Annotated in this window: 25 protein-coding genes and 1 pseudogene; 14 read left to right on the forward strand and 12 right to left on the reverse strand. The window is 39.6% G+C overall.

What is annotated here, in order from left to right; all coding sequences use genetic code 11:
* The first annotated feature begins 55 nt into the window (after positions 1-55).
* The 3 genes from AOT82_RS09270 to AOT82_RS09280 all read left to right on the forward strand — a co-directional run bounded on the left by AOT82_RS09270 (position 56) and on the right by AOT82_RS09280 (position 3,705).
* Positions 56-1,504 (forward strand): UDP-N-acetylmuramoyl-tripeptide--D-alanyl-D-alanine ligase, encoded by a 1,449-nt coding sequence (locus AOT82_RS09270; protein ID WP_071002758.1) that lies wholly within the window; start codon positions 56-58, stop codon positions 1,502-1,504.
* Between the two features lie 3 nt (positions 1,505-1,507).
* Positions 1,508-2,626: a phospho-N-acetylmuramoyl-pentapeptide-transferase gene (mraY, locus tag AOT82_RS09275; RefSeq protein ID WP_071002759.1), complete on the forward strand. Its 1,119-nt coding sequence runs from the start codon at positions 1,508-1,510 to the stop codon at positions 2,624-2,626.
* Between the two features lie 128 nt (positions 2,627-2,754).
* Positions 2,755-3,705, forward strand: a complete 951-nt coding sequence (locus AOT82_RS09280; RefSeq protein WP_071003737.1) for a putative RNA methyltransferase — start codon at positions 2,755-2,757, stop codon at positions 3,703-3,705.
* Positions 3,706-3,740: 35 nt separating this feature from the next.
* Here AOT82_RS09280 and AOT82_RS09285 read toward each other — a convergent pair whose 3' ends face one another.
* Positions 3,741-4,523, reverse strand: coding sequence for a YdcF family protein (locus AOT82_RS09285; protein ID WP_071002760.1), 783 nt, complete (start codon positions 4,521-4,523; stop codon positions 3,741-3,743).
* 357 nt (positions 4,524-4,880) lie between these two features.
* On the opposite strand from AOT82_RS09285, the gene AOT82_RS09290 reads away from it, so the two are divergent.
* Positions 4,881-5,183 carry a hypothetical protein gene (locus AOT82_RS09290; protein WP_071002761.1) on the forward strand — a complete coding sequence of 101 codons (303 nt, stop codon included), beginning with the start codon at positions 4,881-4,883 and terminating at the stop codon, positions 5,181-5,183.
* A gap of 1,102 nt (positions 5,184-6,285) precedes the next feature.
* On the opposite strand, the gene AOT82_RS13685 is transcribed toward AOT82_RS09290, so the two are convergent.
* From AOT82_RS13685 to AOT82_RS09320, 6 genes are all read right to left on the reverse strand, one after another.
* A complete protein-coding gene (locus AOT82_RS13685; RefSeq protein WP_083328914.1) occupies positions 6,286-6,561 on the reverse strand; it encodes a YkgJ family cysteine cluster protein in 276 nt (91 codons plus the stop codon).
* Positions 6,554-7,567, reverse strand: a complete 1,014-nt coding sequence (locus tag AOT82_RS09300) for a hypothetical protein (RefSeq protein WP_071002763.1) — start codon at positions 7,565-7,567, stop codon at positions 6,554-6,556. The genes AOT82_RS13685 and AOT82_RS09300 overlap by 8 nt, the downstream gene beginning before the upstream one ends.
* A 9-nt stretch (positions 7,568-7,576) precedes the next feature.
* Positions 7,577-8,239 carry a hypothetical protein gene (locus AOT82_RS09305; protein WP_156770990.1) on the reverse strand — a complete coding sequence of 221 codons (663 nt, stop codon included), beginning with the start codon at positions 8,237-8,239 and terminating at the stop codon, positions 7,577-7,579.
* Between the two features lie 221 nt (positions 8,240-8,460).
* The gene (locus AOT82_RS09310) at positions 8,461-9,159 is read right to left on the reverse strand and encodes a hypothetical protein (protein ID WP_071002765.1); all 699 of its coding nucleotides are present in this window, start codon (positions 9,157-9,159) and stop codon (positions 8,461-8,463) included.
* A 9-nt stretch (positions 9,160-9,168) separates the two neighbouring features.
* A complete protein-coding gene (locus tag AOT82_RS09315) occupies positions 9,169-10,722 on the reverse strand; it encodes a hypothetical protein (protein WP_071002766.1) in 1,554 nt (517 codons plus the stop codon).
* Positions 10,723-10,810: 88 nt separating this feature from the next.
* Positions 10,811-11,713 (reverse strand): helix-turn-helix transcriptional regulator, encoded by a 903-nt coding sequence (locus AOT82_RS09320; protein ID WP_071002767.1) that lies wholly within the window; start codon positions 11,711-11,713, stop codon positions 10,811-10,813.
* Positions 11,714-12,158: 445 nt separating this feature from the next.
* Here AOT82_RS09320 and AOT82_RS09325 point away from each other — a divergent pair, with 445 nt between their 5' ends.
* Genes AOT82_RS09325 through AOT82_RS09340 form a run of 4 tightly spaced genes read left to right on the forward strand, consistent with a single transcriptional unit; the run spans position 12,159 to position 18,558 of the window.
* Complete coding sequence (locus AOT82_RS09325) at positions 12,159-15,254, forward strand: type I restriction endonuclease subunit R (protein WP_071002768.1); 3,096 nt, start codon at positions 12,159-12,161, stop codon at positions 15,252-15,254.
* Positions 15,248-16,888, forward strand: coding sequence for an HsdM family class I SAM-dependent methyltransferase (locus tag AOT82_RS09330; protein ID WP_071002769.1), 1,641 nt, complete (start codon positions 15,248-15,250; stop codon positions 16,886-16,888). The genes AOT82_RS09325 and AOT82_RS09330 overlap by 7 nt, the downstream gene beginning before the upstream one ends.
* Positions 16,881-18,095: a restriction endonuclease subunit S gene (locus tag AOT82_RS09335; RefSeq protein ID WP_071002770.1), complete on the forward strand. Its 1,215-nt coding sequence runs from the start codon at positions 16,881-16,883 to the stop codon at positions 18,093-18,095. Before AOT82_RS09330 ends, AOT82_RS09335 begins: the two co-directional genes overlap by 8 nt.
* A 31-nt stretch (positions 18,096-18,126) precedes the next feature.
* Positions 18,127-18,558, forward strand: coding sequence for a hypothetical protein (locus tag AOT82_RS09340; protein ID WP_071002771.1), 432 nt, complete (start codon positions 18,127-18,129; stop codon positions 18,556-18,558).
* 79 nt (positions 18,559-18,637) lie between these two features.
* On the opposite strand, the gene AOT82_RS09345 is transcribed toward AOT82_RS09340, so the two are convergent.
* Positions 18,638-19,177, reverse strand: a complete 540-nt coding sequence (locus tag AOT82_RS09345; protein ID WP_071002772.1) for a hypothetical protein — start codon at positions 19,175-19,177, stop codon at positions 18,638-18,640.
* 15 nt (positions 19,178-19,192) lie between these two features.
* On the opposite strand from AOT82_RS09345, the gene AOT82_RS09350 reads away from it, so the two are divergent.
* Together AOT82_RS09350 and AOT82_RS09355 are read left to right on the forward strand one after the other, a co-directional pair.
* Positions 19,193-19,633: an IS5/IS1182 family transposase gene (locus AOT82_RS09350; protein ID WP_071002207.1), complete on the forward strand. Its 441-nt coding sequence runs from the start codon at positions 19,193-19,195 to the stop codon at positions 19,631-19,633.
* 8 nt (positions 19,634-19,641) lie between these two features.
* A pseudogene (locus tag AOT82_RS09355) lies at positions 19,642-20,025 on the forward strand (transposase family protein); the annotation flags it as partial.
* A gap of 144 nt (positions 20,026-20,169) precedes the next feature.
* Here the strand turns inward: AOT82_RS09355 and AOT82_RS09360 are convergent.
* Genes AOT82_RS09360 through AOT82_RS09375 form a run of 4 tightly spaced genes read right to left on the reverse strand, consistent with a single transcriptional unit; the run spans position 20,170 to position 22,083 of the window.
* Complete coding sequence (locus tag AOT82_RS09360; RefSeq protein WP_071002773.1) at positions 20,170-20,475, reverse strand: hypothetical protein; 306 nt, start codon at positions 20,473-20,475, stop codon at positions 20,170-20,172.
* Positions 20,476-20,495: 20 nt separating this feature from the next.
* Positions 20,496-21,068 carry an IS630 family transposase gene (locus AOT82_RS09365; protein ID WP_156770979.1) on the reverse strand — a complete coding sequence of 191 codons (573 nt, stop codon included), beginning with the start codon at positions 21,066-21,068 and terminating at the stop codon, positions 20,496-20,498.
* Positions 21,016-21,345: an IS630 transposase-related protein gene (locus tag AOT82_RS09370; RefSeq protein ID WP_071002316.1), complete on the reverse strand. Its 330-nt coding sequence runs from the start codon at positions 21,343-21,345 to the stop codon at positions 21,016-21,018. The genes AOT82_RS09365 and AOT82_RS09370 overlap by 53 nt, the downstream gene beginning before the upstream one ends.
* A 60-nt stretch (positions 21,346-21,405) precedes the next feature.
* Positions 21,406-22,083: a hypothetical protein gene (locus AOT82_RS09375; RefSeq protein ID WP_071002774.1), complete on the reverse strand. Its 678-nt coding sequence runs from the start codon at positions 22,081-22,083 to the stop codon at positions 21,406-21,408.
* 191 nt (positions 22,084-22,274) lie between these two features.
* Between AOT82_RS09375 and AOT82_RS09380 the strand changes: the two genes are divergently transcribed.
* From AOT82_RS09380 to AOT82_RS09395, 4 genes are all read left to right on the forward strand, one after another.
* The gene (locus tag AOT82_RS09380; RefSeq protein ID WP_071002775.1) at positions 22,275-23,927 is read left to right on the forward strand and encodes an RNA-binding domain-containing protein; all 1,653 of its coding nucleotides are present in this window, start codon (positions 22,275-22,277) and stop codon (positions 23,925-23,927) included.
* Positions 23,928-24,063: 136 nt separating this feature from the next.
* On the forward strand, positions 24,064-24,516 hold the full coding sequence (locus AOT82_RS09385; protein ID WP_071002776.1) for a hypothetical protein: 453 nt from the start codon (positions 24,064-24,066) through the stop codon (positions 24,514-24,516).
* A 21-nt stretch (positions 24,517-24,537) separates the two neighbouring features.
* Positions 24,538-25,005 (forward strand): hypothetical protein, encoded by a 468-nt coding sequence (locus AOT82_RS09390; RefSeq protein WP_071002777.1) that lies wholly within the window; start codon positions 24,538-24,540, stop codon positions 25,003-25,005.
* Between the two features lie 177 nt (positions 25,006-25,182).
* Positions 25,183-25,632: a GlxA family transcriptional regulator gene (locus AOT82_RS09395; RefSeq protein WP_237182777.1), complete on the forward strand. Its 450-nt coding sequence runs from the start codon at positions 25,183-25,185 to the stop codon at positions 25,630-25,632.
* Positions 25,633-25,636: the final 4 nt, after the last annotated feature.

The following is a 25,636-nucleotide window of genomic DNA, read 5'->3' on the forward strand; positions in this document are numbered from 1 at the left end:
AAAAAATTAAACATTAAATATAAAAATTGAGTAGTCATTATATAAGGTAACCATTATGACAGCCGACAACGATAACACCATCCAGTCGCAAGGGCTTTATGTCTGGCAAATGGATAATATGCTCGAGGCGACAGCGTCGCTCGATGGTCACTGGCAACTGCCACAAGACTATACAGATGCAGGCCAGCCAGCCCTAGCCAGTCAGCGTATTGCGACCGACACTCGTACGATAAAGCCTGGTGATATCTTTTTGGCGTTACGTGGTGAGAACTTCGATGGTCATGACTATATCGATATGGCAGCATCAAAAGGTGCCATTGCTGTCATTGTGTCTCGTCCTATCTTATCTGAGTCAAATGCGATTCCGCAGCTGGTTGTCAGTGATACCCGTTTGGCGTTAGGGCAGTTGGCAAGCTATCGTCGTCAGCAGCATAAAGATCTGACCGTGATAGCGATTACTGGTTCTAGCGGTAAAACCACCTGCAAAGAAATGCTAGGCAGTATTTTTGGTCGATTGGCACCGACATTGATTACTCGTGGTAACCTCAATAATGATTTGGGTGTGCCAATGATGCTGCTTGAGTTATCAGACCATCATCGCTATGCCATTTTAGAATTGGGTGCCAACCACATTGGTGAGATCGCCTATACGACTGAGATTGTGCGCCCTGATGTGGCCTGTATCCTAAATATTGGTACGGCTCATCTGGGTGAGTTCGGTAGCCGCGAAGGCATTTGCCAAACCAAGGCAGAGATTTATCACACCTTAACGGACACACAGTTTGCGATTGTGCCTGATAAGGATGATTTTACCAACCAATTGCGCCGCATTGCTGAAAAGCACACGTCACATGTGATTGGTTTTGGCAATACCGATGTGAGTGCAAGCCATCTTGATGTAGAGCCTGAGCGTAGTGAGTTTAAGCTGCATATTGGTAGTCAGACTCATGATATCAATTTGCCACTGGCAGGCGAGCACAATGTCAATAATGCTTTGGCTGCTGCAGCCTGTGCGCATGCATTAAATATCAACGTCAGTGATATTGTTATCGGCCTTGAAAACGCGCGTCCAGCCAAAGGTCGTCTGAACAGTCAGATACTGGGTATGCACCGTCTGATTGATGATACTTATAATGCCAACCCACACTCGGTACGCGCCGCTGCCAAAGTATTGGCTGCACAAACGGGTACGCAAGTGATGGTGTTGGGTGATATCGGCGAGCTAGGAGAGGCGGCAGTTAGTGAGCATCAAAGCCTCGGCCGTACTATCGCGACCACAGGTATCGATGTGCTGCTCTGTGTTGGCGAATATGCCAAGGCCACCGTTGCTGGTGCGAAAGAGGTTGCTGATATCAATGCTCAGGCATTCGCAGACAAAGACAGTTTATTACAGTATTTACAGCCGTATTTGCAAGCGCAACAAGCCAAGCCTTGTACTGTGTTGTTCAAAGGCTCGCGTTCCATGACAATGGAAACACTTATTCATGCGCTAGTAGAGGAGTAGGCGGTGTTAGTTTGGTTGTTTGGCTGGCTTGGCCAGTATTATACACCGTTTTCTGCGGTTTCTTCATTGACGTTGCGAGCGCTGCTTGCGGTTATCACAGCGCTTGTGTTTAGTATGTTTTTTGGTGGGCGGGTCATTCAGCATCTGCGTGCGCTCAAATACGGTCAGGCCATTCGCAATGATGGGCCGCAATCGCATTTGGTCAAGACTGGTACGCCAACCATGGGCGGGGTATTGATTCTCAGTGCTATTGGGGTATCGACTCTGCTATGGGCACGTTTGAACAATCCTTATGTGTGGATTTTGCTCGTTGTTATGGTGATCTTCGGTGCTGTAGGGTGGGCGGATGATTGGCTCAAAATCAAGTATAAAGACCCTAAAGGTCTGATTGCGCGAAAGAAATATTTTTGGTTGTCGATGGGCGCATTATTCGTCGGCGTCTCTTTATACTACATCGCCACACTACAGCCGGATATCAACACCACTCGCGAGATGCAGGACTTGTTGATACCGATCTTTAAAGATTGGATGATTCCATTTTCGGCAGTACCTTTTGGTATTGGTTTTATTATCTTTACCTACTTTGTGATCAATGGTGCGTCCAATGCGGTTAACTTAACCGATGGCCTGGATGGCTTGGCAATCCTACCAGTAGTGCTTATCGCAGCAGGCTTGGGTGCGATGGCTTATGTGTCAGGCGATGTGCGCTTTGCGGATTATTTGCATGTTCCGTACATTCCCTATAACTCTGAAGTCATTATCGTTTGTGGTGCTATGGTCGGGGCGGGTCTTGGCTTTTTATGGTTCAATGCGCATCCTGCACAAGTATTTATGGGTGATGTGGGCGCGTTGGCACTGGGTGCGATGCTCGGTACAATTGCCGTGATGACGCGACAAGAGATTGCCTTTGCCATTATGGGTGGTCTATTTGTCGCTGAAGCGCTATCAGTAATGCTGCAAGTTGGCTCTTATAAATTGCGCAAAAAACGCGTTTTTCGTATGGCTCCCCTACATCATCATTTTGAAGAAATTGGCTGGAAAGAAACGCAAGTGGTGGCACGCTTTTGGATTATCGCCATCATTCTCGTCATCCTTGGGCTAATGACTTTGAAGCTGCGTTAGAAAAACAAGCCTCAAACATACCTAACTTTCCTGCTTAGAAGCCATCTCGATGATTATTGAGGTGGCTTTTTATCGTCTAAGCAACACGAAATTTGTTAAAATGTGGGTCATATTGCTATGACGTTGAGATACCTGTGTCCTTATTTATTTGCCCACTTTGCCAGTCGCCACTACAGCCTGCCGCAGATACTTGGCGCTGTGACGGTAGTTTGCACCCCAAAAACACCTCACACCCTTTTGATGTGGCTCGCCAAGGTTACGTCAACCTGTTGCCTGTACAGCAGAAGAAATCAAAAGCACCTGGCGACAGTCAAGACTCTATCAATGCCCGTAAGCGATTTTTGAGTCATGGTCACTATGGGCCGTTACAGAATCTGATTAGCCAAAAGATGGCAGCGCTACTGTCAAAAAGTGAGGCCATAGAGGAGCAGGATACTCAGTCTGTGAATTGGCTTGATATTGGCTGCGGCGAGGGCTACTACACGCAGGCAATGGCACAACTGGGCTCAGGTATTATTGATAACTTACTCGCAGCGGATATCAGCAAACCTGCATTGGTGGAATTGGCTAAAGTGAGTAAAGCGGCAGGTCGTCTTTGGTATCAGCGCAATAATACTAACGCTGCCAAAACAACGGTGATTTATCCGTTAGTGACCAGCGCCGCGCATCTACCGTTACGCTCTCATAGTGTGACGGGTATTAGCAGTATTTTTAGTCCTATTTTACCTGAAGCGTTCGCTGAGGTATTGGCCGATGATGGTTATTTAATCATTGCCAAACCAGATGCCGGACACTTGGCGACGATGCGAGATGCCTTATTCGATGATGTGCGTGAGCATGATTCTGATAAGTTTTTACACGAGTTGGCGCCATACTTTACGTTGATGGGGACTGACCATGTTAGTACAGAGATGACATTATCAGCGGATGATTTGGCTGATTTAATGACCATGACCCCGTATGCCTACCGCGCACGTAGTGAAAAAAGACAAGCGTTACTGGAGCTTAGTAAGCACGCGCCATTTAATACAGAGGCCAAGTTTGTGGTTTATATTTTGCAAAAAAAGGCGTCCAGTTGAGAGCCTTTTAATATTTTTGTTACGGCATCCACTAATCAGTATTCTTGTAGTAGCCAACCGCTACCAAAGGCAAAATACTCTCGAAACCATGCATTGTAGCGAATAGACAGTGGGGTTGGGCTGGCAAGCGTGATTGGTTGCGTATAACCTTGATGGAGGGCAATGGCGGCTGCGCGGATGGTATGAAAGTCGCTGGTGACAATCGCAATCGGTACCTCTTTATCAATACCATGCTGTTCAAGTATGATTTGGCTGTACGCCAAATTCTCCTCAGTACTGGTACTTTTCCCTTCTTGATAGATACGATCTAGTGGAATGTCATGTGCTTGCGCCAAGTAAGTCGCCATGATGTCCGCCTCACTGCGCGTGTGCTCATAGCCCACACCGCCACTGGTAATAATCAATGCCTGTGGTTGCTGCTCGATCAGTGTTGCTGCCGTATCTAAGCGACTAGCTAAGGTAGGGGTCGGCTTGCCATCGACCGTCCCAGAACCGAGTACAATAATAGCTGCTACAGGTGGCAAATCTTGTTTGCCCTGGGCAATCTGCTGCTGCAATGAATAAACAAAGAGCAAAAAGCTTATGAACCATAACCCAAACGCTAGCCACAATCCGTACCAAATACGTCGCAGTAAAGGATTCTTAGCAAGTATTTTTATAATTAAAGGAGCACCTAGTCCATGCCCTACAAAAACCACGCCTATCAAAAAAGGCAGCACTGTACCAAAATTAACCTTATCTACGGCCATCAGAGCAGTACAGTCAATGATGAGTATGGATCCAAGCGCTATCAATACGATACGTAATAATCCAAACATAAATTTTTTATCCTGTCAGCACTGATAGATCAATCACGCTTTTTATATAAGTGTCAAACATTCAGCATCAAATATTAAACGCTACAGCCACATCAACAGCGACCAAAAGCGTTATACATACTTCTAGGTCTGCCCGTCTATTTACACCAGTGGCACAACTATTCAACTGTCTGCAGTTTAGTGGACGAATATGCCAAATAACGGTAACAATCGCAACCTTTCTTCAAGTTTCATAAAGCTACTTAATACGAGAACCAGTTATCATTTTCTTTGTCGATAGAGCGATGCTTTATCGTAATACTTCATAAGGTATCTTTAATCATCATTTATTGATATGAATTACATTAGGAAAAAACAATGAAAAAGATAATAGTAAGTTCGATTTTAGCCGCTACCGCTTGTTTATCTATGGTTGGTCAAGCCAACGCTGCACCTGACTACTCAAAGTCTCATGCCGCTCAAGTACAGCATCAAAAGCATGATGCTAAAGCCAAAGTAGGTAGTAAACATAAAGTTGTCAAAAACAAGGCAAAGGTATCACAGCAAAAAGCAAAAATAGTGGCTGCCAAGCATAAAGCACAAGAAAAGCATCAAGACAAATATCAGGGCAAATATAAAAACGATAAACAAAGCAAAAACGACTACAGACACCGCTCTTAAAAGTGATATCTGATTATTTAAAAATGACGCCCTAAGTAGGCGTCATTTTTATGTGCAATGGTTTGGCTAGTAGTTGTGATATATCTGGTCTTGTATCTCTATTTGAAGAGATATTACGGTTTAGCAGATATGCAAAACGCTCACACCTTAACGTTTCTTAAACTTTCATCAAGCTACTTAACATAGGAACTGGCTATGATAAGAGGCAGTATTAACATCGTCTGCGCGCGCTAGTTATCTCAAGTAGTGCTTTTCAATCAAACCAGTGATGTTAAATATTCATTGACTGTCCTAAATAATCATCTTAAAAATCGACTGAGAGCGCCCATGAGACAAACCTTGTTCGTACTATTTATCACCTTATTCAGTGTAATAGGCTACTTAGCCAACGCGATGGTACCAAGCATTGCTTTTGCAGAAGCAGTAAACGCGACTCCAAAACCAGTCAAGTCTGCTGAAACGAAAAAAATCAGACGAGACTGCCGCATAAATTTGGGGTTGAACAAGTTACATATGAATCTAAGTGACAGTGAAAAAGAAGCAATAAAGAGATGTATAGGCAGTAAACAGCTGTAGGTTTAGATATTAGCAGCAATAGAGCAGTGATATGAGCCAGCAATATTCTTTATTGGTGGTTTTTTTTGATAGATAGGATAAAAATCACCATTTAGGCAGCATTAGACGATCAGACTGACAGTCTTACTGTTAAGGTGTCTGGATTTTATTTAGGATAGAGTATGACAGTACAGAAAAACTAGTGCGTTTCTCAGAATAGATAAGATTGGCGGTGAAGGAGGAAGTCTAACTGCAAATATAAGTTATTGATTTATATAAATTTATTTAATTAACTAACCTTGTTAGACCAACAATTAGACCAACAGCGCAACAGTATTAGAGGCAAGGCAAATAATGGGATTTTCCTCATAATAATTTGTAACTAAATATTTATGAGTCATAATGCGGTTTCAGGTACATACTATCACTAGAAAGTCAGTTTTAGCAATCTAAGCTTTTTATATTATCTTACCGTTTAAGTTTTCTATCCTTGCTTTCGCTTGTTGTTAATACTTTTTAGGTAATGAATTATTAATAATAAGTCAAATTAAAATGTTGACTTGCCTTTCTTCAATTGCTTACAGACCTCCAAATTCATTTTCACAAATCCGTCCCAATCATATAAGTGCGATAGATACCTCTCATGATATTCTTCAATGCGACATATCAGCGGACGCTGCTCGTATATAGTGCAAAGTAGACTGCTATCATCGAAATGACGGCATGTGCCGTCACCTCGATTTAGGTATTTAGTCTGTTCACTTAAATGGACGTTTTTGCAGCATTGGCCACAGCTTGTACATGGAAATGGTAGTTTAGACATTTTCTATTTTAGAAAAACCGTCGTTAATACTAAAGTCAATTTTAGCTAAATTTGCAGAGGCACTACCATACAGTCTGCCTTCCTCATCAAGTATCGGGGTATCGATAGCTACTTTAAGGACTTGAATAATCTTGACGTTTTTTAAGACGGTCATCTTTGCTTCTTCATTATATAGCGAATAATCAGTACCTTGTATCTCGATTACTCTTTCTAGACTTTTCAAGTTACGACGCAGATGTTTACGTAAAGTAGAAATAATATCTGAGGCTTTGTAAGCGACTTCTTCTATTCCCGTTGTCAGAGCTATAGCTTGATCTACATCAGCAGCAAATTCTTTAGCCTTAGCAATATTACCATGAGCATCGTTTAACTTGGTCTTAGCTTTACTGCCCATATACCAGCCAGCGATGAGTAGTCCAGGTCCTGCCGCTAGAGCATTAAGAGCTAAAGCGCCACCGGCCATTCCCATACCACCAGATGCTAAGCTGCCACCACCTAGCCAAGCAAGGGTTGCGTTAGTAGCGGCTACACCGCTTAATGAGCTAATAGCAGTACCTGTACTTGCAGCAGCAAACATCATGGTGCCATTATATGCTCCGAAAGCTGTTAGAGCTCCCGCCATAGCACCTCCACCAGCGCCCAGGCCAGAGTCAATAACAAATGAAACGTCTTGCTTTAGCTCTTTAAGTACAACATTGCTAAATTCTTTAACTGTTAAGTTTCCTAAATTACCATCATGTTGGAAGTCTATATTTTTGATCTTTCCGAAAGTAGTAATAAAGGTACTTACATGGTTTGCTAGAGTATCTGCTTTTTTCGCCCCTAAATCTGCAAGAGCTTCTTGACACTTCTCACGAGATTCTTCTAAGCTCCATTCTGCACGTCTGGCTATACCTTGGGCGGTATCGTTAGCTTCGCTTGCTTTTTTATTATCATAAAATGCTTTGCCAGTTTTTGCTGCTCCAGCGACACCAGCAGCTACTCCTATTATTAGCGGGATTGGCATGATTCTCTCCTATTCATTTATCAAGTTTGTTAAGTTTTTATTTATAACGAAAAGACTTCCTGTAATTTCTAGGAGTTCTTCGAGATATTCACTATCTATATTTATTAGATTGCATACACGTAAAAGTAATATTTTTTTATTATCGTCAAACTGACCATTAATATATCCTGATTGGATCAGTTCATATAAAAATGCTTTCTTTTCTTTACTATCCAAGATGTTAGAATTAATTTCTCTATTAGCAAAAATACCATCAATGGTACGAATTAGGATATCTTGTCTGACGTTCTTATTCTTCAGCATTAAGTCTTTTATTTTTTTACGACTTATAATATGCGAGCCACCGTCTTTTAAAGAAATTTCCTGAATTACTTCTTGTCTAAAATGCTCTAAATTATGGCATTCCTCTAACACTGATTCTGTTTGGTTAATAAGAATGTTTATTAAGTAAAAATCCCCACACTTGCTAAATATTTTTTCTGGAATATTGTTGTACATATTACTACTATTATTGAAACCTGTGTAGCAATTTACATTCATTTCCATAGAGTTTTTCAATAATAAGTCTAACTCATTATCTCCAATATTTTGCCAAAAGCTCTGAATTTGCTGATCGATATTTAAATTTTTTATTTTATAAGATGTATTTTTTTTATTATCTTCAGCCATCATTATTAGTGCTGACAACTCTAAGAAAAGCACCTTGACAGAGGGTTGTTTTAAACATTCTAAAAACATATTAATTACCTTAAGTTTTTATTTATTCTACAATATTTATGTGTTTACTTTTATCTTAAAAAGATACAGAGAGTTTAAGGACAGCTTCTTGTAACTCAAGCAGAATAAGTAAGATGAAATTGTTAGAATTCTACAGACTATATAATTGATTTCTACTATTCATTTATTAGAGTTTCTAACTCTATATTTATCGAAAAAAGCCTTTCTGAAATCTCTATGAATTCATCAATATAGTCGATTTCAATATCTAATGACTTGCAGATATGTAATAGTAGTGATTTTCCTCTATCCTCAAAATATCTACTACTATAACCTGCTCTGACTAATCCAAGTAGTACTATTTTCTTTTCTTTGCTATTTAAGTGACTAATACTTTTTTTTCTGATAGAGATTAACTCATCAGCAGTACGTTCAAGAATATAATTTTTAACATTAGTTATCGTTGATCTGAAATCTTCACCTAACTGATCATAATTAATTAAGAATGCAGCTATTTCTTTTTCCAAAACATTCATCAACTCGAATACATTGTTTCTACTGTATAATGGAAACAAGTCGTCAACATACTTTATTTCTAATTCCTTTGCATAAGTATCTAGAGTATTCATTTTATTTTCATCTATATTTTGTAGAAATACATATCTTTTACCTTCTGATTCTAATGTTTGAAAACATTTATATTTTTTACTTTCTGAATCTAGTTTTGGAATAATTGCATATCTTTTACTTTGAGGTTCTAGTCTTTGGATCTTTTCAGAAGTCATGGATTGACTACCTTCAGCCATCATAATAAGTGCGGCTAACTCCAAAAACAGGATCCTTTGTGGTTTTTCTTTTAAATCCTTTAAGAACATAGTGTTACCTTATATAGTTAGCGGTAGATCAGAGAGCATAGCTTTATCTAGCTCAGCCATATTTTTAATAGAAATTTTTGTACCGAGTTCTTCAGCGAAGCGATTCATTTTTGCACAAAATTCATCAGAAGAAATATCAGGTGACTCTAGAGCGTCGAACATGATATTGCTATATGTCTCTAGCTCTTTAAGACGATAAGCAAACAACTCCTTAATTTTTAATTCATATTCTTTTGAAAGCATTCTTGCAGCTTCACATTGCATTTCTATAAGCTGTCTGCGTTCGGTCGATAATTTAGCCTCTTTCAAAACATCGAAGAAGCTTTGATACACTGTGTTGGTAAGTGCATAACCAACCATACCGCCAATTAATGCACCCAAAACTGGAATAGGTATGGCGACTTGACCAATAGCGGCAAACATAGAAGACGACATCATGCCCGTAACTGATAAACCAATCTCTTGAGCAAGCTCGGCTTCATCAAGTTCTCCAATAGCATATTTTTTTATACTTTTACCTGTTGATAAGCAAGCAGTAACTACCATCGCAGGCATATTGCTTTTAGATATCCCACGTATCATTTCTTTTGATGACTGTGCCATATAGGTTTTTATGGCAGTACCTGAAGCGGCAGTAGCGTAACCAGTTGCACCTGCAATGAGAGTGTCTTTACTTATATCCAATATAGCTTCTGAGAACTCTTTATTGCCCGAATAGACGGATATAATGTTATTTACAGCAGATATAGAGCCACCGATAGCTACTCCAAACTTTAAGCCTTCTAAGCCAGCTGCATGACTTACTTTTCCAATGTCCTTTACCGTCATAGCTTTAGGATTGAGTCTGTATTGAATGGCTTCTTCAGTTGTTAATCCAGAATCTGTTATTTTATGCTCTAAATTTTCGTAGTTCTTTGCTTGTTTTAGTTTTATATCAGCCAGTTCAGTTTTGCCTAACTTTCTAAGGGCATTACTTTGTTTAGTAAGTTTCTGAGCTTCGCTTCGACATATAGCTTTCATCTCATTAACTTGTTCAGTTGGCACTTCGAGTTTATCAACAGCTAAATAGCGAGATAAATCGTTTTCTCCACCACCATTACCACGAGCGATATTTTTTAATAATTTTTCTTTATTAGTTACAAACTTCATCTGTGAAGTAATCTCGGTATTATCCATTAACTCTATGATATCAACTACATTATGATTTTTTCCGTAACCTACAATGTCTTCACTTCTAGCAAAGCGAGATGAGTCTTTATTAATAATGGCGTTCGCGTTACGTTTTGAAACACTTGCAACCTCAGCTGAGAATCCTGCTTGTTGTTTTACATTTCGTTGATAGTTAACAGGATCACGATTTAACTTTCCTTTAGCTATGCTCAGCAGGCTTCTATCAAAAACTTTTCCTGTTTCATGATCGATACCACGAAGACCAATTAAAAATTGACTTCCTGCTGTACCATAACGTTGAATCAGTTCTTGTTCTGCACTTGCGATCGCAATATTTCGTAAATCAGAATCCGTACTTTTTTGCTGCTTATATTCTTTGACTACAGTATTCATTATTACTCTCTTAAATATCAGTTATTTCCTTTAATCTAATGGCAATTAATAGTAAAACCATTATCCTGATCTTGCTTATGAAATCTCTTTACGCAGACAAATAGCTTTTCAAAATTTCTTCCATTTCCTCCTGAATATTAGAAGGACTAATAATTCTGATATGAGGCAGCCAATATTGCACGATGGGTGTGACTTCACGTGGATGTACGTGGCGACAAGCTAGCAACAGATCGCCATTATCTAGTTTGCGAATCAGTTCTTGATTAGGTAGTAGAGCGCGCCGCTCAAAATAGCCTGCCACTTTTGCTCTGACCTGCAACACAATCTCAGTGATATGGTTGTCAAAAAATAAGCTATCTGTATTTATCAAATCTGCCTTAATTTCTTCATCACAGTCATAAGTCTTGTCAGTGACACAGAGATTAGACATTTGAGTAAAACAAAAGTTACGCGTTTGTGCATCACGTCTACCTATCACGTACCAGATACCATTTTTATTAAGCAGATGATAGGGTTCAAGATAATAGTGCTTTCTCGCGTTTTGACTATTTTGCTGTCTGACTTTTTGATAATCAAAGCTAATTATTCGGCAGTCTTTAATAGCTTGATTGATGAGAGTGAACTCTTGGGTTCGCGCCTGAATATTCTCATAGTCAAAGCCTTTGACCACAATATTTTGATTCAGCTTGTCATAAAAAAAATCTCGATCAATTTTAGGTAATAAGTCTTGTATGCTGGCAAAATTCGCAAAACGTCTTATCTCAGTTAGGTTTAAATATCCAACCCGACTGGGGGATAGTCGATAAAAAACAGGACCTGAATCACTAAAATCAAGCGTAGCTAATCGCTCTTGAAAGTCGCGTTTAAGCGTACGGATGCAAACCTGATAATCTTGTGCTAAGGACTCTATATTTAATCGCTCACCGTTGTTTAAACGAATAATGATATCTGATAGCCGATAGGCTAAACGTTCGTGTTTTCTACTGCCCATTAACCTACTTATCCTAATTTATTACTAAATGTTGTTTTTTTATTGCGTATTGTAATTATCGTCTTTTATATTGTTGTGTCAATAAAATAAAACAAATATTTAGCCGTTTAACATGTCAATGCTGTTTTCTTCTTCATTTACGCTAGTGAGTATAAATGGTAGTAATGACAGGTTGTGTCTATCGATAGGTTAATCGTATTCAACACTATTCAGCCTGTAAAAAAGCTCTCAACTAATGAGAGCAATCATGGTAGTTAATTGGGGGTTAATAGCTTAAGCTAAGATTTACGGGGATAGCCTATGGATAGAAACATTCAAAATTTATTTGATATTGCTATACTGATTTCTAAAATAAAAAAACTGACGACACCAATTGACGTATAACGACTCTTATCCATAGATTTGCTACTACGACTATTTTATTCTTTAACCAAGAGCTTACCCCATGAAATTTAACGAAGACTCCCGTGTCAAAATTCCCACCATCTTGCATCTAATGAAGCTAGGCTATGCATATTTACCGCTATCGACAGCTACGTGGGATATGGATACCAATATCTTCACGGATATTTTTTATGATGCAATGATGCGTATCAATCAGGGATTAGAGAAGGATGACGTCAAGCGCTTGTTTGAGGACATCAAGCTATTGCTAGATAATGAGGATCTTGGGCGCGCCTTTTTTGAGAAGCTCACGGAGCGCTCAGGCGTCAAACTGATCGATTTTGAAAACTTCGATAATAACAGCTTTCACGTCGTCACCGAACTGACTTATAAAAATGGGGATGAAGAATTTCGTCCTGATATCATTCTGCTGATTAACGGTATGCCTTTGGTCTTTGTTGAGGTTAAAAAACCTAATAATAGAGACGGAGTCATTGACGAGCGTAATCGTATTAATAAGCGCTTTAGCAATCCTAAGTTTAGACGCTTCGTTAATCTGACTCAGTTTATGATCTTCTCTAATAACATGCCATATGCTGACGGTGATCCTGAGCCGATCCAAGGGGCATTTTATGCCAGTAGCTCTTATCACAAGCCAATATTTAACTATTTTCGTGAAGAAGAAATATTTAACTATAATGCAATACTCAAGCCTATCAGCCAAGAACAAGAGCTTTTGGTACTCAAAGACAATAACTTAACGGTTATTCATAACAGCCCTGAGTTCCAGTTAAATAAGCAGCCTGAGCGCCCAACTAACAGTATTTGTACTTCACTACTGAGCCGTGATCGCCTAGCATTTATATTACGCTACGCGCTGGCTTATGTGAATGAGACGAAGGGTATTGAAAAGCATATCATGCGCTATCCGCAAATTTTTGCGACTAAAGCCATTGCAAACACTTTAGATCAGGGTATCAAAAAAGGCATTATTTGGCACACTCAAGGCAGTGGTAAAACCGCTTTGGCTTATTATAACGTTGCGCATTTGACCGATTATTTTCAAAAACAAAACATCACGCCGAAGTTTTATTTTATCGTTGATCGCTTAGATCTACTGCAACAAGCGCAAAGTGAGTTTACCGCTCGCGGTTTGCGAGTGAAGACGGTGAGTTCAAAAGATGAGTTTGCCCGTGATATCAAAGCCACCAAAGCCATTCATAATGATGCAGGTGTACCTGAAATTACAGTGGTCAATATACATAAGTTTAAAAACGATTCTGACGTTGCTTCAACCAAAGACTATAACGTTGATATTCAGCGCGTGTACTTCTTGGATGAGGTGCATCGTAGCTATAATCCTAAAGGCAGCTTTTTAGCAAATTTAAAAGAATCTGATCCAAACGCGATCAAGATTGGGCTAACAGGCACACCGTTACTTGGTGACGATTACAATTCAAGAGCGTTATTTGGCGACTATATTCATAAGTATTATTACAACGCGTCTATTGCTGATGGCTATACCCTGCGATTGATAAGAGAGGAGATATCTACTAACTATAAACTTATCCTACAAGAAGCGCTTGCAAAGGCAAAGGTGCTGGCAGGTGATGTTAAGCGTGAAGACATATATGCTCATCCTTGCTTTGTTGACCCCATGCTTGAATACATTGTCTCAGATTTTGAAAAAAGCCGTGGGGCACTAAATGATGCGAGTATAGGTGGTATGGTCATTTGTGACAGCGCCAAGCAAGCCAAGCAGATGTATGAGATTTTCAATAAACTCTATGCTAAAGGCGAAGCAATCACGGATAACCAAGCGTCTAGCTCAAACGCTAAAACCTTAGCAGAGATTCGTCATGAAGAAATAAAAGTTAAATCTGCCCAGCTAATTTTGCACGATGTAGGCACAAAAGAAGATCGTAAAGGCTGGGTCGAGGACTTTAAAGCAGGTAAAATAGACTTCTTATTTGTCTATAACATGCTATTGACTGGCTTTGATGCCAAGCGTTTAAAGAAGCTGTATATTGGCCGCGTTATTCGTGAGCATAACTTATTGCAAGCGTTAACGCGCGTCAACCGCACCTATAAAGACTTCAGATACGGCTATGTGGTTGATTTTGCAGACATCAGCAAAGAGTTTGAAGAGACCAATAAAGCCTATTTTAAAGAGCTGCAATCTGAGCTGGGCGATGAGCTTGAGCACTATTCAAACCTGTTCAAAACTCAAGAAGAGATTCATGAGGAGATCGCACAGGTCAAAGAAGTGCTGTTTGAATACGATACCAGCAATATGGAAGTATTCAGCGATCAGATCAGCCAAATACAAGATTTGGGACAAATGCGGACGCTCAAAAAAGTATTGGCAAACGCCAGAAGCCTATATAACCTGATCCGTTTGCAAGGCGACTATGAAATTTTAGAGTCACTTGATTTTCAAAAGCTCAACGTCTTATACCGTGAAGCCAGCCATCATCTTGACCTGCTCAATACCAAGCAAAACCTAGAGCATGGGACAGCCACCAGTAATCTACTCAATCAAGCACTAGAAGATGTGATTTTTAAGTTCACCAAAATAGGCGAAGAAGAGCTGGTATTGGCCGATGAACTAAAAAGCACTCTACGCAAAACCCGTGAAGCGATGACAGATAATTTTGATCCAAAAGATCCTGAGTTTATCAGTTTAAAAGAAGAGCTTGAGCGCATCTTTAAGGGCAAAAAACTAAGCGAAGTCACGCAAGAGCAGATGAATGCAAACATTGATGAGCTGACCAAGATTCATAATCGCATCAAAGAGCTGAATCGTAAAAATGCCAATCTCAGTCAAAAATACGGCGGTGATACCAAATATGCCCGCATTCATAAGCGCTTAAGAGAGCAAGGTCAGCAAGACAATAAAAAACGCTCAGAATATAAGTTATATGAAGTCCTAGCAAAGATAAAAACTGATGCCGATGAAAAGGTGATCAACAGCAATGACATCGTAGAGCATGGCGATTATTTTGAACGGGAAATGATGCCTATCATCATTAAGCGATTCAATAAAGACACGAGCCAAGATAAGATCACACTAAATAGTGATAGCGTACGTTACGTTAGCAAATTGGTTGTCAATGAGTACACCAATGAATACCACACTGGAGCAAGAGCATGGTAGAGCTTGAATTTAAAGCCAAAACCCAAGAGTTAATTGATGGTCTAAAAAGCATCTGTGCCAACTATGGCCTTGGTAACGATGGTAACGAGTTTAAAATCATCACTCAGATATTTTTGTACAAATTCTTAAATGATAAGTTTGCCTACGAAGCCAAAAAAATAGATGAGGACGTGGCAGCAGCTGATAAGTGGGAAGAAGCGCTTAAAGCCATGAGTGCAGACGACTACGACATGCTACAGATGCAGATGAGCGCGGATACCGCACGCTTAGAGCCTGAGCATTTTATCAGCACCTTGTTTAATCAAAGTAACGCGCCAGATTTTGCTAAGCTGTTCGATGATACCTTGATGGATATCGCCACCAAAAATAACGACATCTTTGCGGTAAAAACTGAGGGCGGCGCAAAAGTAGTGCTCTTTGATCGTATCAGTACCTATATTGCAGATGAGTCTAAACGTGATGACTTTTGTCGCGCGGTCATTAATAAGCTGGTTGAGTTCAGCTTTGAGCGTATCTTTGATCAGAAGTTTGATTTTTACGCGGGTATTTTTGAGTACTTAATCAAGGACTATAACAGTAACTCAGGCGGTAAATACGCTGAGTACTTCACGCCTCACGCCGTCGCGCGTATCATGGCAGAGATCCTTGTACCACACGCTGGGCGTGAAACTGTCAGAAATGTGACATGCTACGATCCATCGGCAGGGTCGGGGACGCTACTGATGAACGTCGCTCATGCCATCGGTGAAGACCGCTGTACGGTCTATACGCAAGATATCTCACAAAAGTCATCGAACCTATTGCGGCTAAACCTAATCTTAAATAATCTCGTGCGCTCAATACCCAATGTGATTCAGGGTAATACCGTTTTGCATCCGTATCACAAAGATAAAGAGACGCATCAGCTGAAGCAGTTTGACTATATCGTCTCTAACCCGCCATTTAAGCTCGACTTTAGCGACTATCGAGATGCGCTAGATAGCAAAGAAAATAAAGAGCGATTTTTTGCAGGCATACCAAAAATTAAGCCTAAAAGCAAAGATAAGATGGAAATCTATCAGCTGTTTTTACAGCATATTATCGCCTCACTTAAAAAAGGCGGAAAGGCCGCGGTGGTTGTGCCGACAGGCTTTATCACTGCGCAGTCTGGTATCGATAAAAAAATCCGGCAAAAGCTAATCGATGACAAGATGCTCGCTGGTGTGGTCTCTATGCCGTCGAATATCTTTGCGACCACAGGGACAAATGTATCGATCGTGTTTATCGATGACAGCAATGATGGCGATGTCGTATTAGTTGATGCGTCAAACCTCGGTCAAAAAGTCAAAGAAGGCAAAAATCAAAAAACGGTACTCTCTGCTGAGGAAGAGCAGCAAATCATCCGTACCTTTAATACCAAAGAGCAAGTCGATGATCTGTCTGTAGCTGTCAGCTATGATGATATTAAAGCAAAAAATTATAGCTTTAGTGCAGGACAGTACTTTGAAGTAAAAATTGAGTATGTCGATATTACCGCTGAGCAGTTTAAAGAGAAGATGCAAAGCTATACGGATAACTTAGATCGGTTGTTTGGTGATTCTCGTAAGCTTGAAGGTGAAATTAAAAAGCAGCTGGCAGGATTAGAATATGAATAACAAAATGACTGGTGAGCTTGGAGAGCTAGTGAAATCTGGTGATGGCAAGATCCATACAGGTCCTTTTGGTAGCCAGTTACATGCCTCTGATTACGTTGAAGATGGTATTCCATGCATTATGCCAGCTAACATGAAAAATAGTAGAGTTGATCTAACTAGTATCTCTTATATTAGTGAATTAGATGCGAAGCGTTTATCAAAATATCTTGTTAAAGAGAATGACATTATATATAGCCGTAGAGGAGATGTTACACAGAAAGCTTTAATCCGTCAGAATGAAGCTGGATACTTTTGTGGTACTGGGTGTTTGTTACTGCGCCCTGGAAGCAATTTTGATGCTAGGTTTCTAACTTATTATCTCAGTACATCTGAGATACAGAAATGGATTGTAAGCCAAGCTGTAGGCGCTACCATGCCAAATCTAAATACAGGTATTTTATCTCGATTACCTTTTAATGGGCCTGAAAAATTAGAGCAAAGCAAGATTGCTGATGTACTATCTGTAATAGAAAATAAAATTGAGCTTAACAACCAAATCAATACCGAACTAGAAGCTATGGCAAAGACGCTGTATGACTATTGGTTTGTACAGTTTGACTTTCCCGATGCAGACGGTAAGCCTTATAAATCGTCTGGCGGTAAGATGGTTTATAGCAAGGTGCTAAAGCGTGAGATACCTGAGGGGTGGAATAATGGAATTGTTCAAGACATTATTGACAAGGTTCCATCTAGTAATAGAGTCCCAACAAAAGAATTTAAGGACACAGGTGAATATCCCATTATCGATCAAAGCCAAGACTTTATTTGTGGGTACACAGATGATGAAAGCACAGTAATAAAACCAGAAATGGCACATGTTATCTTTGGTGATCACACAAGAGTAGTTAAGCTAGTTAATTTTGATTATGCAAGAGGTGCGGACGGTACACAAGTCTTGATTGCTAAAAGCGATAAAATACCCAGCTATCTACTTTATCAAATTGTTTCAGATATTGATCTATCAAACTATGGCTACGCAAGGCACTATAAGTTCTTAAAGGATACGAAGTGTGTTATTCCAAATAGATTAGTAGCTCAATGTTTTCAAGAAAAAGTTAAGCCTTTTCATGAGAGGATCAGAGACAATATTTTTCAAAATCAGCAGCTTGAAAAGCTTCGGGACTGGCTCCTACCTATGCTGATGAACGGTCAGGTGACGGTAAAGTAATCACGATAAACTTATAATCAGGAAAAGCGTTATGGAGCTGGTAGCAAATATTTGGCCAATCGTAGATCAAATGACGGGCGTCGTTCAGCGTTTTTTGTTTAGAGCCTATGCGCTAGACGCCACCGATCAAGAGATAGGCACCGTTCTGACCACGCTTGCGCGTTCCGACTACCGCACAGCGCAAGTCGTAAAGATACCCGATAACTATCAGCTTAGCTCTGAGCATGGGACGATGTCCGGAGCTGTCGAAGTCTCCACCTTTAATCAATACATGCACAGCATTGTAGAGGACACCCTAGCAGCCGCTGAAAACACCTTTGCGAATATGAATAATTATGGCATAGGCATAGATGGCCCACTAATCCCTGAAGCTTTAACACTCCCAGCTGAGCCGTACCTTGTGACCACTTATCTAATAGAGCTACCTAGTGGTGAGCTGATCCCGCATGTAAGGGCGGGTTAGCTGAGGTGAAATTATCTAGTTTTGAGTGGAGACTAGATGTTGCCTACGTTTATAAACGGCAAGGCGCTGTTAAGCCTAGCTATTTATCTTCTATATCTTGAGGATCGTTGAGGTGGATTCTCTCACCAAGATACCAAAGACCGACGAATGTAAGAAGAGCGATTTGTATAAGTAAAAAGTATATTACTAAACAAACGAAAAAATATGCAAAAAAATAAAGAATAGATGGCACTTTTAATAAATCATTACCATACATAAATATAGCTATAGATGTGATGAAAAGAGCGACTATACTAATGTATGCTAAATAAGCAAACATATAACATAAAAAACGACGACGGTTTAATAAATCAGGATCATTATTTGGAAACTTTAAATAAGGAGTAGGTTCTGGCATTGGGTTGTTCATTGAAGTGCTTGGAAACGTAGCAATAGCTGCTAACGCCGCAATGTAAAAACCTGGCAATGTTTGAACTAAACCAGAAATACTTTGAATTAGCGAACTATTCTTATCAAATAAGTCAATCTGATACTTAAGTTTAAGATATAGAAACACAAGACTTATTACTAGACCTCTTGCAAAAGTAGCAGAGGGAATTAAAATAAGAAGAACATTCATCGTTGTCTAAGAACCATGCCAAACATAGATAAGCTACTCAAACAAAGTGACGCTGGTTTTAAACGCTACACTGGCATTCATAAAGCCACCTTTTATGACATGCTTGAGGCCATGCAAGAGCATGAAGCATCTAAGACCAAATCAGGCAGACCAAGTGTGCTCAGTCTTAAGGAGCAGATACTACTAGCCCTGACTTATTGGCGTGAATACCGCACGCTTTATCATATCAGTATGGACTTTGGTATTCATGAGTCTTCTGCTAGCCGTATCATTCGTAAAGTAGAAGACACACTGATTGACTCTGGCAAGTTTGAATTGCCTAAAAAGCTGCCTAGTCGTGTCGATGAGGACATCAATTGGAGCGTCGTCATTGTCGATGCCACCGAAACCCCAATTGAGCGTCCAAAAAAAACCAAAGAGACTACTACAGCGGTAAGAAAAAACAACACACCTTAAAAGCGCAGGTTATCGTTCATTGGCAAACCGGTTTGATACTTGATGTGCAAACCTGTAAAGGGTCAATCCACGATTTTAAGCTGTATAAAGATACTTGTCCTGATTGGTTACCTGAGAACACTAACTATCTAGCAGACAGTGGTTATCAAGGGTTAGCAAAGCTACATAACCAAACTTTCACACCATTTAAGAAACCTCGTGGTGGTCAGTTATTGGAGATATGCAAACAGGCCAATCACTATCTGGCAAAGTTCCGTATTGTGGTTGAGCACAAAATAGGCTTAATCAAGTTGTTTAAAATCGTGGCTCATAAATATCGCAACCGTCGTCAGCGCTATGATCTTAGAATGAAGCTGTTTGCTGGTATCATTAATTCCGAGCTTAAATTATGACTTTTGCAAGAGGTCTACTAACCCAATTACAAATGGGGTTACAATATCAACTCTGAATTTACTACCACCTTCTACTTTGATTGCTAGATAGCGTAGTGGTTTGAATATAACCTCTATCATTTTTTGTTACCATAAAATTAGACTTTACTTTATTTGTAAGAACATCTTATCGCACAACTCTTGATTTAAGGTTAATGGTTCTTCAATAGGTTCTTTTATAGTCTCTGGTAGATATGTCTTTTTAGCGAGTGAAAATTCATCATAAGTTGCGTCGTAGTAAGCAGTTTGGCTTTGCCCATCTTTGTTTGTAAATTTGATAGTGAATGTAGTCCCTTTAAGACTTTTATTACCTCTTATCAAACCTTTAAAACCCGCCTTCAAATCGTATATTTTTTCCTTATTAGTTCTAGATTTTTGATTAATTAGCTTGCCTTGAACATCTAAATGCATTGTTCTTTTATTAGGTATAGTCAGTTCAAAATAAAATTGTTATGGTTAGGACAAACATCATAAAACAACTTGGATAAGTCGTTTTCCAACCAGCCTTGGCGTAGAAACTTTACTTGTGCCCATTTCTTTTCAATAGGGTTCAAATCAGGGCTGTACGGTGGCAGCCATAGAATACGATGACCATGCCTATTCAGTAGCTTTTGAATGCGCTTCTTCTTATGAAATCGAGCGTTATCCATCACAATCACGCATTTGGTTTTAAGACTTGGGATTAGGGTTTGTTTGCACCAGTTGTAGAATATGCTGCTGTTAATGTTGTGCTTAAAGTAATCTAGTGCAAACAGCATCTTTTCATAGAGAGCACCGATAACGTTGGTTCGCTTTTTACCTTGCCAATTGTAGCTATCAATACAAGGTGTACCAATTAATGTGTACCCATGAGAGCGAATAGTCTCGTACTCAAAGCCGCTTTCATCCATGTAAACAATGGGATAGCCTTGTTGTTTAAAGATATCAAGCTTACTGTGATATATCGCTCTTTTAATCGGACAGGCTTTTGGATGTTCTAAGGTCTTTTTTTTGACTGATACCAAGCCGTTTTAGGGCATGATGAATGCCTGTTTTACTACAGTTCAAACGACGTGCTCGCTCATACTGGTAATCGTCGGGATGTTCTTTGACATCATTAAGTAGCACGTCATCTGGTATTTTATAGGGTTTGGTTTGCCTGGTTGTTTTGCTATGAATACGCCGCTTCCAGTTCTGTATGGTGGTTGGGCTCAGATTATAAAACTCAGCCGCCTCGGCAAAGGTCATACCCTCGTCTAAGCTTTTTAGTACTTGCATACGAAAATCTAGTGAGTAAGTCATGGTCTTTATAATAACAATTGAATTTGATAATTAGTTTATAACACTTTTAGGTGGAATTGACTATACAAAGTTTCCATGTGGATCAAAATTATTTGACAGAGGTAATTTTTCGTGAAATAGAACGTCTTTAACTCTACCTTTTTCAAAAGCGTTTACAATTTCATCGCTTAAAACGCTTTCATACTTGAATATTAATTTTAGAGGTAGTTTCTTAGGGTTGCCTTTATTATCTTTATCAGTAGGATGATTGCCTTTAAATTCATCCGAGTAAGCTGCAATTAGATCTTTCAAAAAATAATTAAGAGTATCAACAAAAAATCTGGGCGTTAAGCCCGTCTTACGTTCCATTGCGAACTTCGCTGTAGTTGGAGTTGTTTTATCTAAGCTTATGACTACATGGACTATACTATCCACTCCTTCAGTATCTTTTCTCGTTAATGGTCGTGTATTTTGTACGTTATTAAAATCCCTAACAATCTGATTATCTGCATCTTTATCTGAAAGACATAACATTAAATCCACTCTATCTTTACTTACTGATACAGAGATTATAGGAAGTAATCCACAGAACCTATTGTCTTTAAACATTCGATCTTTAGTTTCGTAACCTTTATTCTGCAACTTACTAAATATATCGAATATTGATATTCTAGTTAGAGGTGTAACAGGCTTATTCCTACCATTTTTTTTTATTTCCAAAATAAGCTCATGATGAGTAATGACTACAGGACGATCCATATATTTTACCTTTTTACTGAAAACTTGGATATGATTTACTAATCAATACTATAATAATACGACAGTGACTGTCGCGCGTATTGATTCTACAAACTATAGTTTTGCTAATGATACACTGCTTTTGCATAATTGACAGCGTATAATAGATAAAGCAGAACCTTTCATAATTAATTATTTTCAGCGCTCTCATTATGCCCAATCACTACCAAAGCCTTGTCCTAAGCCTAACTCAGCAGCCCTCCGAGCAAGAATGGCTTGAGTTTAAGCATAACTTTCATAGCCCTGATGAGATCGGTAAGCGTATATCTGCGCTTGCTAATGGCGCGTGTTTAGCTGGCAAGAAGTTTGGCTATTTAGTTTTTGGCGTAGAGGACGGCACGCATGAAATCGTAGGCACAAGCTTTAGCCCAAAGACAAAAAAAGCCAAAGGTAACGAGGACTTAGAGCATTGGCTGGTCAGCCGTCTAAGTCCTAAGATTCATTTTACCATTCATGAACTACAGATCGATGGTAAAGCAGTGGTGCTGTTTGAGATTCCAGCAGCTACCGATACACCCATTAGCTTTTTGCATGAGCCTTATATTCGTATTGGTAGCGTCACAAAACTGCTCAAGCACTATCCTGATCAAAGCCGTAAGCTGTGGCAAAATCAAGCCGATGATTGGAGCGCTGAGGTTTGTCATGAAGCAACGATTGAAGATCTTGATCCTAAAGCTATCGCTGTTGCTAGACAAGTCTTTGCGGATAAAAACAAGCGGTTGGCTGAAGATGTTAAAGAATGGGATGACATCACTTTTTTAAATAAAGCCAAAATTACCATTCATGGTCAAATCACCAACACGGCGATTATCTTATTAGGTCGTTATGAATCCACGAGTTTTTTGAGTCCAGCGCAAGCGCATATCACATGGATTTTAAAGGGCGTTGATGGCATTGAAAAAGACTATGAGCATTTTGAACCGCCGTTTTTGTTAGTCTTAGATGAGGTGTATAACAAAATCCGTAACCTAAACTATCGCTACATGGCGTCAGGTACGCTGTTTCCTGAAGAGGTGCAGCAGTACGATCCTTATATCATTCGTGAAGCGTTAAGTAACGCTATCGGTCATCAAGATTACCGACTAGGCGGACGTATCATAGTAGTTGAAAAAGAGGACTCAACGCTATTGTTTCAAAACAGTGGCGCATTTATTCCTAAGACCATTGAAAATGTACTATTGCAAGATGCGCCTGAAGCGAGCTACCGCAATCCGTTTTTAGTCAATGCCATGGTCAATCTAAATATGATGGACACCATCGGTAGCGGCATCAAAAAAATGTATCAGATTCAGTCCAAGCGCTTTTTTCCATTGCCAGATTATGACTTATCCCGTGAAAGAGTAGGCGTGAAGTTCACAGGCAAAGTGCTTGATCAAGAGTACGCCAAGCAGCTAGCGACCGTTGATAATCTCACACTGCACGACATCATAGCGCTGGATAAAGTACAAAAAGGGCAGTCAATCACTGAAGAGGAAGCCGACGCGTTACGCAAAAAGTCATTGATAGAAGGACGTAAAAACAGCTATATCATTGCCGCTGATGTTGCAAAGCACACTGAGCAGCAGGCAGAGTATATGCAAATGCGCGGCTTAGATGACATGCATTATCAAAGCTTGATTATAGAATACCTCAAGACGTTTGAGCGAGGCAGACTAGCTGACTTTGATAAAATGCTGGCTAACAAGTTACCGCAAGTGCTAGATGATAAACAGCGTAAGAACAAGGTGCGTAACCTGTTGCAGAAAATGCGCCGTGATGGATTAGTCGTTTCTGAGGGTTGGTCTTGGACTCTTGCAAATAGCTAAGGATAGCTAAAAACAGCTAAGAATAGCTAAACCTAGCTATGTTTAGCTTATTGGACGACCTATATGAATTATAGTAGTGGATTCTAATTTGCTTTCTATGTAATGTGTTTAAATATAAACTATTTTGGGTAGGTCTATGAACAATAAATTAACAACACTACTTCTTTTATCGATTGTTCCTTTGTCAAATATAGCTGCTGCGAATAGTACAGCAACGATATATGGAAAGCCTTATTATCCTTCAGACTACACACCAGAAATGACCGTTTATGCAAGAAGCTTAAGTACAGGTGAAACGTATTCAGTTGAGGTTCCAAATAGCGCTCCACAATATAAAATAAGGCTGCCTGCTCCTGACACTTATATATTATTTTCTTGGACGAAAGAAAAGCTAGGAAGCCAAGCCGGTGATCCTAAAGGCTTATATAGAAAAGTAGGGGCATTATATAGTCATTGTAGTGCAACGGTTCTTGATGTGAGTTGTGACGATCACTCTCCTGAGCCCGTGAAGCTAAAGCCTGGTCAAGTGATTAGAGATTTTCAGATATCAGATTATTACTATGATAAAGATGAAGTACCGCTTCCGTGATTTTATCAAAGGGATTAACATATGAGAACTTTACCATTGTATTTAGTTATTTCTTTCGGATTACTGTCAATACATAGTAATGCTGCCAGTACTTTTGATCAGTCATGGTTAAAAAAGGGCGTCAGCTCGACTACCTGTTATCATAATCCATGTACAGTAACTCGAATTATGGACTTTCAAGTAACAAAAGACCGTCCCAATTATAAGCAAATAAAATTGAAAGCGGTGAACGGTTATAAAGAGTGGGATTCAAAAAAAATAATATGGGACCATGATTTTTACGATATCTATGCAAACTGCTCACTTAGTCAACCTAACCTTGCAGGCAAGCCCAATAGTAATGGTACTATTTTACCATTAGGTGTAGGTGATAATAGTTGGGTGCCAGGTGCAATGTATCCAAATACCTATCTGTATCTAAAAGTGTGTCATAGTTACGATGGGGATATTGAAAAAGGTGGAGAGAAGTTTGGGTATAATATTGAATAGTAGTTTACCATCTTAAGTAGGCTAACCTGAAATATTGATTAAAGATAAAAATAAAGGGGCTGTCCTAGATAACCAGTTCAAACCCTGTTTAACCCATTGTTTTAATTGTAGTCATTGCGACTTTGACCACTACAGACCGCTGGTGGCGCGATGGCTTGGACAGATTTAGGACTTAGAATGGTAGATCGCTTTCTTGGCTCACAAGTGATGAATGAGACCGCTCGTGCATTGTTAATTGACCCCTCAAGGCGTGAACAATGCTATTACAGTGCGTTCTCACCCAACCTCACCCATGGTGACGCGGCCATACTAAAGGTGCAGCATTGGCTACAAAAAACAGAAGCACGGGTTATTGATTTATCCACCCTAGCCAGTTGTGCGCAGTTAGAGGAGCGCACTTTTCTGCGCCGTTTCCATAAGGCGACGGGCATGACATCAACAGAATACTGTCAGCGATTACGCATTGGTAGTGCAAAAGACTTTCTACAGTTCTCTTTAATGCCTGTTGAGCAAATAGCGTGGAAGGTGGGTTATAGTGATGTTAGTGCGTTTCGTAAAATATTTAAGCGTGTTGTTGGTTTGACACCAAGTGAGTATCGGCGCAGATTTACTCTGGATAAAGAGTAATGTA

Source organism: Psychrobacter sp. AntiMn-1 (genome assembly GCF_001854065.1).
Classification (GTDB): domain Bacteria; phylum Pseudomonadota; class Gammaproteobacteria; order Pseudomonadales; family Moraxellaceae; genus Psychrobacter; species Psychrobacter pacificensis.